The 13,734-nt window shown below is 60.8% G+C and carries 13 protein-coding genes and 2 tRNA genes; 10 read left to right on the top strand and 5 right to left on the bottom strand.

From position 1 onward, the window contains the following. Positions 1–70: 70 nt before the first annotated feature. Together SPI05_RS07010 and smpB are read left to right on the top strand one after the other, a co-directional pair. On the top strand, positions 71–1,399 hold the full coding sequence (locus SPI05_RS07010; RefSeq protein ID WP_321077358.1) for a peptidoglycan DD-metalloendopeptidase family protein: 1,329 nt from the start codon (positions 71–73) through the stop codon (positions 1,397–1,399). A 171-nt stretch (positions 1,400–1,570) separates the two neighbouring features. After that, positions 1,571–2,110 carry an SsrA-binding protein SmpB gene (gene smpB / locus SPI05_RS07005; RefSeq protein ID WP_307742294.1) on the top strand — a complete coding sequence of 180 codons (540 nt, stop codon included), beginning with the start codon at positions 1,571–1,573 and terminating at the stop codon, positions 2,108–2,110. A gap of 157 nt (positions 2,111–2,267) precedes the next feature. Here the strand turns inward: smpB and SPI05_RS07000 are convergent, their stop codons facing one another. Together SPI05_RS07000 and SPI05_RS06995 are read right to left on the bottom strand one after the other, a co-directional pair. Continuing rightward, a complete protein-coding gene (locus SPI05_RS07000; protein ID WP_321077356.1) occupies positions 2,268–2,888 on the bottom strand; it encodes an O-acetyl-ADP-ribose deacetylase in 621 nt (206 codons plus the stop codon). Positions 2,889–3,119: 231 nt separating this feature from the next. Beyond that, a tRNA-Ile gene (locus SPI05_RS06995) sits at positions 3,120–3,193 on the bottom strand. Positions 3,194–3,325: 132 nt separating this feature from the next. Here SPI05_RS06995 and SPI05_RS06990 point away from each other — a divergent pair. Together SPI05_RS06990 and SPI05_RS06985 are read left to right on the top strand one after the other, a co-directional pair. Next, positions 3,326–3,823: a hypothetical protein gene (locus SPI05_RS06990; RefSeq protein WP_321077354.1), complete on the top strand. Its 498-nt coding sequence runs from the start codon at positions 3,326–3,328 to the stop codon at positions 3,821–3,823. Between the two features lie 62 nt (positions 3,824–3,885). After that, a tRNA-Asn gene (locus tag SPI05_RS06985) sits at positions 3,886–3,957 on the top strand. A gap of 331 nt (positions 3,958–4,288) precedes the next feature. Here SPI05_RS06985 and SPI05_RS06980 read toward each other — a convergent pair. Beyond that, positions 4,289–4,411, bottom strand: coding sequence for a hypothetical protein (locus SPI05_RS06980; RefSeq protein ID WP_321077352.1), 123 nt, complete (start codon positions 4,409–4,411; stop codon positions 4,289–4,291). A gap of 218 nt (positions 4,412–4,629) precedes the next feature. Here SPI05_RS06980 and SPI05_RS06975 point away from each other — a divergent pair, with 218 nt between their 5' ends. Beyond that, the gene (locus SPI05_RS06975) at positions 4,630–5,745 is read left to right on the top strand and encodes a DUF1524 domain-containing protein (RefSeq protein WP_321077350.1); all 1,116 of its coding nucleotides are present in this window, start codon (positions 4,630–4,632) and stop codon (positions 5,743–5,745) included. 67 nt (positions 5,746–5,812) lie between these two features. Further along, positions 5,813–6,184 (top strand): RNA-binding S4 domain-containing protein, encoded by a 372-nt coding sequence (locus SPI05_RS06970; protein WP_297724311.1) that lies wholly within the window; start codon positions 5,813–5,815, stop codon positions 6,182–6,184. A 75-nt stretch (positions 6,185–6,259) separates the two neighbouring features. Here SPI05_RS06970 and SPI05_RS06965 read toward each other — a convergent pair whose 3' ends face one another. Both SPI05_RS06965 and SPI05_RS06960 read right to left on the bottom strand, forming a co-directional pair. Further along, a complete protein-coding gene (locus SPI05_RS06965) occupies positions 6,260–8,026 on the bottom strand; it encodes a cell wall-binding repeat-containing protein (protein ID WP_321077348.1) in 1,767 nt (588 codons plus the stop codon). 107 nt (positions 8,027–8,133) lie between these two features. Continuing rightward, positions 8,134–8,688, bottom strand: coding sequence for a hypothetical protein (locus SPI05_RS06960; protein ID WP_321077346.1), 555 nt, complete (start codon positions 8,686–8,688; stop codon positions 8,134–8,136). 29 nt (positions 8,689–8,717) lie between these two features. On the opposite strand from SPI05_RS06960, the gene SPI05_RS06955 reads away from it, so the two are divergent. The 4 genes from SPI05_RS06955 to SPI05_RS06940 all read left to right on the top strand — a co-directional run bounded on the left by SPI05_RS06955 (position 8,718) and on the right by SPI05_RS06940 (position 13,723). Further along, entirely contained in the window at positions 8,718–10,127 is a 1,410-nt protein-coding gene (locus SPI05_RS06955; RefSeq protein WP_321077344.1) for a pitrilysin family protein, read from the top strand. Between the two features lie 86 nt (positions 10,128–10,213). Beyond that, a complete protein-coding gene (gene dapA / locus SPI05_RS06950) occupies positions 10,214–11,101 on the top strand; it encodes a 4-hydroxy-tetrahydrodipicolinate synthase (RefSeq protein ID WP_321077342.1) in 888 nt (295 codons plus the stop codon). 44 nt (positions 11,102–11,145) lie between these two features. Continuing rightward, a complete protein-coding gene (dapB, locus tag SPI05_RS06945; protein ID WP_321077340.1) occupies positions 11,146–11,889 on the top strand; it encodes a 4-hydroxy-tetrahydrodipicolinate reductase in 744 nt (247 codons plus the stop codon). A 139-nt stretch (positions 11,890–12,028) separates the two neighbouring features. Next, positions 12,029–13,723, top strand: a complete 1,695-nt coding sequence (locus SPI05_RS06940; protein ID WP_321077339.1) for a ribonuclease J — start codon at positions 12,029–12,031, stop codon at positions 13,721–13,723. Positions 13,724–13,734: the final 11 nt, after the last annotated feature.

The following is a 13,734-nucleotide window of genomic DNA, read 5'->3' as shown; positions in this document are numbered from 1 at the left end:
GTCGCGGCATTTCGCTAAACTTTTTAAGCACGGCGCGTTGTCGGGGAAAGCTGGAAAAGGAGGTGAGCACGTGCGAAGCAAATTTACCGCCCTGGTGGGGGCGCTGGCGGCACTCGGAATTGCCTCGATGTCCACAGTTTCGCTCAGTCATGCCAACGCGGCGCTCACCCCCGCGAACGCTAGCGCGGCGAGCGCGAGCGCGACCGGCCTTGTGCGGGCTGATAAGAATTCGGACGAACGCAAGAAACTCGAGGCACAACAAGCCGCCTCGAAAAAGAAACAAGCGGAACTCGCGGCCCAGCTGGAGGGGGTTAACGCGAATCTGGTCCAACTGGCTGTAGCTCTGGAACAAACGAAAGCGGCCATTCCTGTGGCGCAAACTGAGGTCGCCAATGCACAGGCGAAACTGGCTGATGCGCAGGCTAAACACCAACAGATTCAAAGCCGGTTAGAGATTGCGAATCGTCAGAAACAGGAACTGCGCGAACAGATTGCCCAGGGCGAGCAAACCATTGAAAAAACGCAAGTCGCTATCGGTCAGATGGCGCGTATGGCTTACCGCGGGGCGATGCTGGAAACTTCGCCGCTTTCCTTGCTGCTGGATTCCCAGTCCCTAGATGAACTCACGCTGCGGGCGCAGGTGGCATCCACGGCGACCAAGTCGCAAAATCGTGCCATTGTGGAAGCTCAAGAGGCCAACGCGGCTAACAACAACGCCCGGGCTCGCCAGGAAGCCGTGACCGTCCGCATTGGGGAACTGGAGGCTCAGGCGCAGCAGGCGGTGCAAGCCGCTGATGAAGCCCGCGCCGAACAGCAACGAAAACTGGGCGAATTTCAGGAGTTGCAACAAAAACAGGTCGCCCAGCAGGGGCAGCTGAACAATCAGCGGGCGGCGTTTGAGAAACAAATCGCGGACGAACAGGCCACGCAGGCGGCCGCGGCGGCGCGAATTGCCGCGCTCAATCAACAGCCGGACGCTATGCCGGCTCGCTCCATCTCGGGAGGAATTTTTGGCGCACCCCTCTCATCACTATCGGTGACTTCGCCTTACGGATACCGGGTTCACCCCATCACAAAAACGCGGCGGCTCCATGCCGGCACGGACTTCGGGATAGGTTGCGGAACTCCGATTTATGCCTCGCAGTCCGGAACAGTGACCTTTGCTGGCTGGGAGGGGACCGGCGGGAAATCGACGTATATCAACCACGGCACCATCAACGGTTCCAAGTGGCAGACGACCTACCGCCACCAGTCCCAGTTCAAAGTTTCGGTCGGCGCTTCCGTGCAAAAGGGCCAGGTCATCGGCTTGGTCGGTTCGACCGGCGGTTCTACCGGGTGCCACCTGCACTTTGAAGTTTGGCAAAACGGGAAAACTATCAACCCGCTGGGAGTGCTGTAGGCACTCCCCTCACAAGGGCGGCGTCACCAGACCGGGTAGGCGAGCGGGCGGCCTTGTGCAGTGTCAGTGACGAGCCCGTCACGGGGCTGGCGGACACCCGGCCTTGTGGAGACCGAGGGGCGCCGCGGGGAAAAGTTGGCAGGCCCCGCTTTTGCGCTAAAATTGCACTCTATGGGTAAAAAAGCTGCTAAGGGGGCGGGTCAGCCAGGGAAGCTGACCCCCTCTCAGCGTGCCAAAGCGGAGTCGGACGCCAAGAAAGTCATCGCCCGGAACAAGAAAGCCGCGCACGATTATTTCTTGGAGGACCGCTACGAGGCGGGATTGTCGCTGACCGGCACTGAAGTCAAGGCTTTGCGAATGGGACGGGCTTCACTCGCGGAAGCCTGGGTCGAGGTCGACCGCGGGGAAGCATGGCTGCAAGGGGCTAATATCCCGGAATATTTTTACGGGTCCTGGACGAATCACGCTCCGAAACGGAAGCGCAAACTGCTGTTGCATAAGCGCGAAATCGCGAAACTCGAGGGGGCCGTCACCGCGAAAGGCTACACGATTGTGCCGGTAGAGTTATATTTTGTGGGCGGACGCGCGAAAGTGGAGATTGCAGTGGCGAAAGGCAAGCAAGAGTGGGATAAGCGTCAAACTATCCGCCAGCGCGAGGACGACCGCGAGGCGCAGCGGGCTTTGCGGGAGGCGAACCGGCGCTCCCGGTAATCGCCGTGGGAGGCCGGGGCTGGCGCAGCCTGGCGCAGGCTGACGCAGACGACATGGCCGGAGCGACGCGAGCACAGTGCCATATCGGATAAGGTTCGGCGGGCTGGCGAAGCTCGGTAAAAGCGGTTGCGTCGCCGCTTTGTGCGGGGGCGCGGGGTTAGTCTGTCGGAGCTGACTTGAGGTACTGATGTTCGGCGCGGGCGATTTCGGCCTGAAACAGCTCCAGCGCGTCGGGGGAAAACAGGACGAAATACACATTGTCAATCGGAGGTTCTGGGTTTTGAGAGGGGTCTGGAGCTGCGGAATCGCCCGGGAGGCCGGTGTCACTAGAGGGGTGGGTCCCGGCGGCCCACTCGCGCACGGCTGCCACGCCGATGCGCGCGACTTGGGCCATATCCCAGCCGTAGACTCCGCCGGATATGGCGGGAAACGCCACGTCGTGGGCGCCTATCCGTGCGGCTTCACTCAAGGAGTTCGCAAAAGCGTCGTGCAACAGCTTCGGGTCGGTTTGTCCGGCGTGACGGTTGGGCCCGACGGTGTGAATGACCCACCGTGCGGCCAGGTTGAACCCCCTGGTGGCGACCGCTTCGCCCACCGGCAGACCGTCGGGAAAACGCGTCGCACGCAGCTTGCGACAGGAAGCAAGCAGCTCCGGACCGGCCGCTCGGTGAATCGCCCCGTCGACACCGCCGCCTCCCAACAGGGAGGGGTTCGCGGCGTTGACAATCGCGTCCACATTCATCTCGGTGAGGTCTCCGCCAATCGCGTGTATCTGCATTTTTGTTCCCTTTCGGCTAGGTTTTCAGTCTAGCGTGAAGCGAGATAAACGTCGCGAGGAGATGCGGCGGGGGTGAGTGTGTTCATTGTTGTTTCTTTCCGGTTAGTGGGTGGGTTGGAACACCATTAAGACACGCCGAAACTGTTTCGCTTACCCCACGTAGACCCCACGGAGGGGTTTTGCTCGACACCTTGATGGGCGTTTTTATTGCTATTGCAACGTTTCTAGCGGTGCCCTGTGCGGGGCTTGAACCCGCGACCAACGGATTATGAGTCCGCTGCTCTGACCGACTGAGCTAACAGGGCGTAAACATCCTAACAAGTTACCGAGCTCAGGTGGTATTTCTGGACGCCGCGAATTTGCATTTTCGGTGTTGCCGCCGGGAAGCGTGGAAATGCCCGCGAGGGAAGGTAGCCCGCTGAGATACAGTGGAGTTCATGAGCCTGAGGAAAAGCAAAATCCCCGCAGAACTGAAACCGCTGCTGCCCCGCGGCGGACGCAACTGTGTACCGCTGTACTTCGCGGACCAAGACTTGTGGCTGTTTGCCGACCCCAGCGGCTTAATCAGGCGAGACGGCGAGTTGACCCGCTGGGAGTGGCACGAGGTGCAGCAGATTGGGTGGGACCGCGATACCGACACTTTGAGTGTGTCCTGGCCCGACCCGGGCAAAGCGCCGCTGCTGCTGAAGAACCCGGATTCGGCCATGCTTAAGGCCTTCGGGGACTACGCGCGGATTTACCTGCAAAAGTCCCAAATCTATACCCAGTTTTCGACGCTGCCCTCCGGGACGAAAGTGCGGATTGCGGTGCGGGCCAAGGCGGACGGGAGCCGGTTTTCCGAAGTCGTTGCTTTCGGGGCGCTGGCGCCGGGCGACCTATCCGCGCTGTCCAGTTTGGAATCCCAGGTGCGCGACATGGCGGGCCTACCGGCCTAAAACCGGTAACCTCGCAGCGAGTGGACATTCGCGAAAAGGTTCTGTTAGAATCTTATCCGCAATCCCGCGTAGCTCAACGGCAGAGCGTCCGACTGTTAATCGGCAGGTTGCTGGTTCGAATCCAGCCGCGGGAGCTTTTTTGTATCCGGTATTTCGGGGTTTTTCGAGCCGTTTTTTGCTAGTCTGCCTTTGCTTTTCTGGCTCTTTTTCAGGTCGGTGCGTGCCCCGCGTCCCGGGCGATTGGCTAACCAGTGGTCGATAGTGTCGGTGGACCAGCCTTTGGCTGTGACTTTTTCGCCCGTGCCTATCTCAACATCGGGCGCGGGCATATAGCCGCGCTGAGAGTACGCCTTTAGCGTATTTTCGGAAAGACTGGTGTAAGCAGCGACGCCGCGCAGTGAAAGAAACATGGTAGCCCCTTTTTTTGGAGGAAGCCCCGCCCCCGTGAAGGGACGGGGCGATTTCCTAACTATCCTTCGGCTTCTGCACCTTCTCACGGATGAGAATCAGTGCTAAAATAGCTTCAGGAAGGGAAATCAGGATTTCGATGACCGCGATCATCTTAATCTCCTTGTCCTCCAGCCCCAAGATGCAACCTTGGGGCTTTCCTTTTGTTAGAGCGGATGCCCTAACACCTCTAACTATACGCATATATAGGCGTAGCGCCAAGCGGAGAGCGTGAGAAATCGGGGATTAAATCGGGGTAGGTGGTTATATAGACCAGCAACCCCGATTTAATCACCAATTTGCAACAGGGGACGCGGCCGGTCGCTCAAAAAAGCCTGACTGCGCTTTAAAATGATGCTGTGAAAGGAACCCCGGCGCCGCCGAACGGACCAGCCCAGACTCCGCCTAAAGCCAGCAAAGCCAAGAAGCTGCTGGTGGGAGCGGGGATACTGTGCGCCATGGTGGCATGCGGTAACGGATTAGGGAGCAAAGCCAGCGATTCTGAGCCTACTGTCTCTGCTAGCCCAACCGTTTCCACCAAAGCGCCGCGCGTCACCGCGGAACCCACCCCCACGCCTTCTGGCTCTTTCCCCACGCAGACCCCAGAAATCATTGTTGAACCCAGTTCCGCCGCCACCCCCACGCCGGAAGCGTCCGGAGACGCCGCGACTGTGCTGGCGACCTTGCCCGTGAAAGGGCGGGCGGCGAAAACCGGGTATCGGCGCGCGGAATTCGGCCAGAGGTGGCGCGATATCGACCGGAACGGCTGCGACACCCGCAACGATATCCTGAACCGCGATTTGACCAACAAAACCTGGCGCGCGAACACGCGCGGATGCGTGGTGTTGAGCGGGATTTTGGCGGAGCCATATTCCGGGGAAACCAGGTATTTTGATAAGTCACAAGCCTCGGCCATCCAGATTGACCACGTGGTCGCCCTGTCCGACGCGTGGCAGAAAGGCGCCCAAGCCTTGACCGCAGCGCAGCGCGAAACCCTGGCGAACGATCCGTTGAACCTGTTGGCAGTGGACGGCCGGCTCAACCAGCAAAAGTCGGACGGCGACGCGGCGACGTGGCTGCCGCCGCATAAGGGCTTCCGGTGCGCCTATGTGTCGCGCCAGATTGCGGTCAAAGCGAAGTATCGACTGTGGGTGACCCCGGCTGAACGCGACGCGATGGTACGAATTCTGAGCAATTGTCCCGGTCAGGCACTGCCTGCCGACAGTGGGGTGGTCGTCCCCTCCGGAACCGTGCCGGAATCCGTCCCGCCGGACCAGCCAGCCTCGCCGCAGAACGTGGCTCCTCCCGTGGCAGACCCCGCACCCGGGGTGCCAGCTGGTCCGGGAGCTAGCTATGCCAACTGCCGGGAAGTCTGGGCAATCCTGGGTCGGCCCATTACTCCGCAGGATTCGGGATTCCGGGACAAATTTGACGGGGATCACGACGGGGTGGGCTGCGAATCCCGACCCCGCTAGGGTTCGCAGTTTCGCCAGATTCTCCCGGTTTTCAGCCGAAAATCCCGGCTGCGGGTAGACTGGGGGAATGGAAAAAATGCGTGTCGACGTGTGGTTGTGGGCGGTGCGACAGGTGAAGTCGCGCTCCTTGGCGACCGCGGCGGCGCGCGCCGGGCACGTGAAAATCAACGGGGTCAGTGCGAAAGCCTCCAGCGCGGTGCGGGCGGGGGACGAGGTACGGCTGCGGGTCGCGGGTTTCGACCGTGTCCTCAAGGTAAAAGCCCTGATTCCCAAGCGCGTGGGGGCGCCTGAAGCCGTGAAATGTTATGAGGACGTCACCCCACAGCGCTTGACGAATCCCGCTAATGCGGCCGTCATCTATCGACCGCGCGGCACCGGGCGGCCGACCAAAAAGGAACGCCGTCAGCTTGACGCCTTGCGCGGGCGGACGTCCTTTTGAAGTCAGTCACAGCGCCCGGCGACGCCTGGACCCAACCGACGCGGGTTTCAAGCCCGCGCGGGTTTTCCACCGGGTTTAGCGCACCAGGGTCTTGGCCGCATCAATCGCCTGGTCAGGAACGACCGCGGTCCCGCCAACTGCCAAGATACGCAGGCCGGCACCATGGGAGGCATAGAGGTCACGCAGCGCCAAAGTCGTGGCTTGGGGCAAACTGTTCCCGTTAACCAGCAGGATCACCCCGTTCTTGAGCGACCCGGCGACGGCAGCATCGGCCAGGGCCGTGCCGTTGACCAGGTAGATGTGTTGAATCGGGGACTTGTTGTAGCCCAAGGTTTTCTTGGAACGGGCTTGGGCCAGCAGGCGAGCCGTCTCGAAGCGATCCGCTCCGCCAATCCGCTTGATATTGGTCGGGTCGCTCTGAGCGGGCGTGGCTGCGGGAACCCCCGCGGAGTTCAACCAGGCTTGAATTTTCGGAATCGCGGCGCGGTACTGGGGCAGGCGCTCTTGCCAGAACGTCTGGTAGCGCTCAAACACCAGCGGAGCCAACCCCAGCGGCCACTTTTGGTAATCATAAGTCCCGTTGATGACCGAACCGGCCATGGTCCACGATCCGGGTGTGACGCCACGATGCAGGTAAGTGTCGAATTCCAACTTGAAAGATTCCCGCAGGCTGTCCAGGAACGTATCATCTAGCCAAGAGTAATCGACCCCAAAGTAACTTCCGTACTGTTTGACGACTTCCTCAAAAGTCGCCAGGTCGTGCGGCAGGGAGATGTCGGCTCCGTAGTAGCCGGAGCGCACCACGGAGGACAGGAACCAATCTGCGTCAGCTTTGTTGTCGGCATAGAGAGCGGCAACCGAAGGATAGGTGGAATATTTCTGTTTGGTTCCAAACAAGAATTTAGACCAATTATCCTCGATGGTTTCGCGGGTATATTTCTCAGCTTCCGCACCAAACTTAATCCACTGCGAAGAGGCCGAAATCTTTTGAGCAATCTCTCCGTTTGGTTTGGACAGTTCCGTGTAATTTTGCAGGGTCTTTTGCCAGCGGGCGATGTTTTCCGCGGTCTTGGGGGTGTCGGCCGAGGGGACTTCCACCGGTCCTGAGTTGCCTTCAGAAGTCTTGGTGGTCGGCGGGGTCGGGGTGCCTCCCGAAACGAATTTGCTCAGCTGCTGGGTGGTGGCCACGGGTATGGCGCCTGTTCCGCCCAGCACGGTAATCTGAGTAATTCCGCCTTGTTGCAAACGCTTCAGAGTCGCGGCGGGAATGGTTCCGTCAGGTTGCACCAGCAGAATGGGAGTGTCCAAAGCTCCGGCCGCCAACGCGTCAACCATAGAGCCGCCGTTAGCAATCAATACCGAGATGTTGCGCGGATGATGATTGAGCTCAACCCAACGGTCATAGAGCAGAGCCGCGGTTTCGTAGCGATCCGCGCCTTGAATCTGGGTCGCTTCGACACGGTAATCGGGCGGGTAAGCGGCGTTGAGTCCCGCCGGGGTGCCACCCCACAGACCGGGTCCGCCGAGATAAGCCAGCCGATGAGTATCCATCTGGCGCAGAAAGTTGACTCGGCCAAACGTATCACCACCCCAAGGGTCGCCATAGACGATACGTCCCGGCAAAGCTCCGGCGGTGATAGCATCTGGAATTCCGTTCGGCGCCGCCAAGTACACCGTGTTGGCTTCACCATAGGCGGATGCCGCCAGAGAAGTGGCCACCCGGTCAGGGCCGGCCAGACGGTCCTCGGGATTCGCCCCGTTGGCTGCCGGAACGCCCATTCCGGCGAGGAGCGCCGCCCCGGCCAGACCACAAAGGAACTTTCGCTGGGAACTAACAGTCATTTTCGCACCGCACTTTCCATAAAATAACCTGCTTACGAGGGAATTTTACCTCGACCGGCACCCGAGAAGGCCATTTTTGCAGCCAAAACTCGCGGCTTTAGTCCGTTTTAGTCCCAGTCGCCCAGGAAATGGCTGCGTTTGGGGAACTGGGCGCGGTAGTCGTCAGCACGCCGACCCAGGAAGTATCCCGGCACGCATAGCACCAGGAACGCCACGCAAAACACAAAACCGGGCGCGGCCTGCATCCCCGCCACAACAAAGGCCGCCACCGACAGCACCACACCCAGACCAGCCCCGATGGCCCACAACACTTTTGCGCCAATCGAAAACGCCAGGTGAACCAGGCCCACGGTGGCAGCCAGCACACAAGACCCGGCCATCATCAACGTGACGGTCGCTCCGGTAGTCAGCGAGTTCGGCTGTTCATAGGCCGAGCCGGCATAAGTCAAAAAGTAAGCCGCCAGCGCGCACCCGAAAGACCCCACTACGAACGGCCACACGTCAGCGGTGGAGCGCCACAGTGATTGTTTCGATGCCGGGGCTTTTCCGGATTTGTCGCGAGGATTGTTGCCCGCACGAGGTTCTCCCTCCGGTTTTGCGTTTGTGGGGGACTGATCGGGGTCGCCGGGTTTTTCCTGTTTGCCAAGGTTGTGCTGGGACATGACTCCTAGTCTAGTAAGATTGGGTAACTATGACTGATTTGAAACCTGTTGCGTGTCCGCTGCCAGCGCTGCCTGCAGGTGTTCCCGGGGCGGATGTGACCCTGGAGGACGGGGCCATTCGTCGCACGATTTTGCCCGGAGGAACGCGGGTTATCACCGAGCATATGCTGGGCACCCGTGCCGCTACCGTGGCACTGTGGGTCGCGCGCGGCTCTCGTGACGAGATTGAGGGGGCGCGGGGCTCCACGCACTTCCTGGAACACCTCTTATTTAAAGGAACCCCGCGGCGCACCGCCCACCAGATAGCGATGGAATTTGACGCGGTGGGAGGTGATTCCAACGCCGCTACCGGCCGGGAATGCACCCACTACTATGCCGAAGTTTTGGGCGAGGACGTGCCCATGGCCATTGATGTTTTGATGGATATGCTGTGCGCGCCCTTGCTCAATGCTGCCGATTTTGAGATGGAACGTGGCATCATCCTCGACGAGCTGACGATGGCGCTGGATAACCCCAGCGAACAGGCTTTTGACGAATTTACCCGCCGGGTTTTTCCGGCGCATCCACTGGGGCGTCCCATTGGCGGCACGATTGAATCGGTAAAAGCCGACACCCTGGAGGCAATAGTGGCTCACTACCAGGCCGGATATGCCCCGGATCGCCTGGTGGTGGCGGCCGCGGGAGACGTCAGCCATGACCAGGTGTGTGAACTGGTGGCGGGGTCTTTGTGCCGTCCCGATTCCCCGTGGCCGCAGTGGCAATCCGGCCCCGACCCGGCCCAGCCCGCTTTAGACTTCAACACTGTGGCAGCCGTCCCGCTGGGCAGCCCCGCCGACCGTTGCGGGAACAGTCTCAACGCGGCTGGTCAGGGCGCATGGAAACCAGAATCCGGGGTGTTCCAAATCGCAGGAAAGTTTGAACAAAGCCGCATCATTATTGGCGGACCAGGACCGGGGGTAGCGGACGCGAATATGCCCGTCATGAATGTGCTGAACACCGTGCTGGGCGGGGGAATGAGTTCGCGTCTGTTCCAAAATATCCGGGAAAAACGCGGTCTGGCCTACACCACCTACGCGTTCAACTCGTCGCACCGGGACGCGGGCAGTTTCGGGGTGACCGCGACCTGCAATCCGGCGAATGTGGATGAAGTAGCGGCGCTGCTGCGTGCCGAGCTGGAGGAAATCGCCACCAACCCAATCCCCGCGGACGAGCTAGCCCGAGCCAAAGGGCAACTGCGCGGCGCCACCTTGCTGAGTTTGGAGGATAACACCGTGCGTGCCAATCGCCTGGCTCATGCCGAAATCTTGCGCGGGGCCTATATCCCGCTGGCCACGAAGCTGGACCAGATGCAGGCCGTCACCGCTGCACAAGTGCGGGATTGGGCGGCTGAACTGGCGAAACGTGCCACCATCGAGGTGCGATTGGGGCCGGGGGAATAAAACTGTCCCCGGCGGTTCCGTCAAACCCCGCGTCCACATGGCGGACGTAGCTTCCATCATGTGAACAAAGCGCTTAAGATGACTGCATGAGTACTTTTGGGCGTTTTTCAGTAGCGATGGTGACTCCTTTTCATGCGGATGGTTCGGTGGATTACGAATCCGCCGCTCGCTTGGCGAAGCACCTGGTGGACTCCGGCTGCGATGCCATCTTGGTTTCCGGCACCACGGGGGAAGCGCCCGCCACGCACTTGGACGAAAAAGCCCAGCTGTTGCAAACTGTACGGCGTGCGGTAGGCCCAGACATCAAAGTCATCGCCGGGGTCAGTTCCAACGATACGGCCCACACGGTCGCGATGGTGCGCTCGGCCGCTCAGAACGGTGCCGATGGACTGCTGGTGACCGCGCCCTACTACAATCGGCCCTCCCAAGACGGCATTGTCGCCCACTTCCAGGCGGTTCACGAGGAAAGTGACCTGCCCATTCTGGTCTATGACATTCCCGGTCGTACCGGGGTGCACATTGCCCCCGAGACGATGGACCGGCTGGCCCGACTGGAGCGCGTGCGGGGCGTGAAAGACGCGACCGGCAACGTGAGCGCGGGTATCCAGGCTATGCGGCGCACCGGATTGGAATGGTACAGCGGCGACGACGCTCTAAACTTTTTCTTTATGGCAGGCGGCGCTTCCGGAGTCATTTCGGTAGTGGGACACGTGGAAGGCAAACGGATTTCAGCCCTGCTGGATGCCGTTGCCGCTGGCGACCTGGCCCGCGCGCGGGAATTGGATGCGGCGCTGGAGCCATCGAATCGTGCCATTATGGGCGCTGGTCAGGGGGCGACTTACGCAAAACAGGCCGTTTACGCCTTGGGGCTGATTGAGTCCCCGCGTCCGCGTCTGCCGCTGGTCGAACCCAGCGAGACCGAAATCGCCGATATCTGTCGGGCTCTGGTGAGCCAAGGACTGCTGCAAGAATAACCGGCGCGGCCTGACGCCACGCCACAAAAAGGGAGGAAGCGGAAATGTTGAAAGTCGCGGTAATCGGGGCCAAAGGTCGCATGGGCAGCCAAGTCTGCGCTGCGGTCAGCGCAGCGCCGGATATGGAACTGGTCGCCCAACTGGACCGTGACGATGACATCACCGCCGGGTTGCGCCGTGCCCAGGCCACACACGCGGTCGATTTCACCATTCCGGCCAGCGCGGAAGCCAACGTGATGGCGGCTCTGCAAGCCGAAACGCACGTGGTGGTCGGCACGACCGGCTGGAGCGATGACGCCTACGCACGGGTTCGCCAAGCCGCCCAGGACGCTGACCGTTCCGTGCTGATTGCCCCCAATTTTGCCATTTCCGCCGTGTTGGCTATGAAGTTTGCGGCCGCGGCAGCCCCGTACTTTGAATCCGTGGAAATCCTCGAAATGCACCACCCTGACAAACTCGACGCCCCTTCCGGCACCGCCATCGCCACCGCGAAAGGTATCGCCGCGGCGCGCGAGGCCACCGGTGCTCCCGCCTTCCCGGATCACACCGAATCGGATCCACACGGGACGCGCGGCGGAAAAATCGCGGGCGTGCCGGTCCACGCCGTGCGTTTGCGCGGCTTGTACGCCCATGAGGAGATCCTTTTCGGTAACCCCGGTGAGCAACTGGTGGTGCGCACCGATTGCTTTGACCGCGTGTCCTTCATGCCCGGAGTGTTGCTGGGGCTGCGCAAAGTCGCCACTTTCCCCGGTCTCACCGTCGGCTTGGAGCCGCTGCTGGGGCTCTAGGCACGGCTTTCCTCTTTCCCGTTCCTATTCCCGTTTCCTCCCACCCATCACAAGGGTCGAGCGGACTTTCGTTCCCGCGGCCTGCGCTCCTGGGCGGGTGGGTACGCCTGGGGGAGGGGCAAACCGCTAAGATAGGGGGGTGAGTGAAGATATTTTTCAGCTGCCACAGCCCGGCCCGGCCCAACCCGATGTCTTGCGATTGGTGCCCTTGGGCGGCTTGGGCGAAGTCGGCCGCAACATGACTGTTTTGGAAACCGAAGGCAAAATCCTCATTGTGGATTGCGGGGTGCTGTTTCCCGAAGAGATTCAGCCCGGGGTGGACCTGATTTTGCCGGATTTCACCTATATTCAAGACCGAATGGATGACGTGGTGGGCGTGGTGCTGACCCACGGGCACGAGGATCACATCGGAGCGGTGCCCTACCTGTTGAAACTGCGCGAGGATATTCCCGTCTACGGTTCGCACCTGACGATAGCGCTCGTGGAACCGAAACTTTTGGAACACCGCTTGTCAACCACGAACCTGCGGGTCAAAGCAGAGGGCGAGCGGCTCGACTTGGGACCGTTCCATCTGGAGTTTTGTGCTGTAAACCACTCGATTCCCGACGCCTTGGCGGTCATGGTGCGCACGAAAGCCGGCTCCGCGCTGATTACCGGGGACTTTAAGATGGACCAGTTGCCCCTGGACGGGCGCATTACCGACCTGCGTGCTTTCGCGCGCTGGGGGGAGGCCGGGGTCGACCTGTTCTGTGTAGACTCCACGAATGCTGAGGTCCCGGGCTTTATTGCCTCCGAACGGGAAATCGGACCCGTCCTCGAGGACGTATTCCACCACGCTACCGGCCAGATTGTCGTGGCATCGTTTGCCTCCCACGTCCACCGGGTGCAGCAGGTGTTGAACGCCGCCGCGAAATCCAACCGCAAGGTCGCCCTGGTGGGGCGGTCTATGGAACGCAATATGACCATCGCCGCGGAGGCCGGTTATATGACCGTGCCGGACGGGGTACTGATTGATCTCAAGGACGTCAATTCCCTGCCCCCCGAACGCCGCGTTTATATGGCTACTGGCTCGCAGGGCGAACCGATGGCCGCCCTGTCGCGGATTGCCAACTGCACTCATCGGACAATTTCTATCGGCCAGGGCGACACGGTGGTGCTGGCGTCCTCCTTGATTCCCGGCAACGAAAACTCGGTGGGGCGCGTCATCAACCAGCTCATTCGTCTGGGTGCGCAAGTCGTGCACAAGGGTAATTCGAAGGTTCACGTGTCCGGTCACGCCGCCACGGGCGAACTGCTCTATGCCTACAACATCGTGAAGCCAAAGAACGTGATGCCCATTCACGGCGAGATTCGCCACTTGGTCGCCAACGGGAAACACGCCGTGAAAACCGGGGTCGATCCGCGCCACGTCATGCTTGCTGAGGACGGGGTGTGCGTGGAAGTCAAGAACGGTGAGGCCCAGATTGTGGGCCAGGTGCCGTGTGACTTCATCTATGTGGACGGTACCTCTATCGGGGAGATTGGGGAGTCCGAACTTTATGACCGCCGCGTGCTGGCCCAAGAGGGGTTTGTGGCGGTTTACGTGGTGATGGAGATGAGTACGGGGACTATCCTCGCTGGTCCGACCGTCATCGCCCGCGGCGTGGCGGAAAACGATGACGTGTTTCGGGATATTGAGCCGGCCATTGCTGACGCGTTGAGCGCGGCTGCGGCCGACGGACAAGCCAGCGTGCGGGACATGGAGCGGGTCGCCCGCCGCACCCTGGGCCGTTGGGTGTCCAAGCGGTTGAAGCGCGCACCCATGATTGTGCCCCTAGTGCTGGAAGCTGACTAGCTCAGGGAGAA

Source organism: Mobiluncus sp. (assembly GCF_034180645.1).
Taxonomy (GTDB): domain Bacteria; phylum Actinomycetota; class Actinomycetes; order Actinomycetales; family Actinomycetaceae; genus Mobiluncus.
The sequence above is the reverse complement of the archived record's forward strand: the minus strand, read 5'-3'. Positions and strand labels throughout refer to the sequence as shown.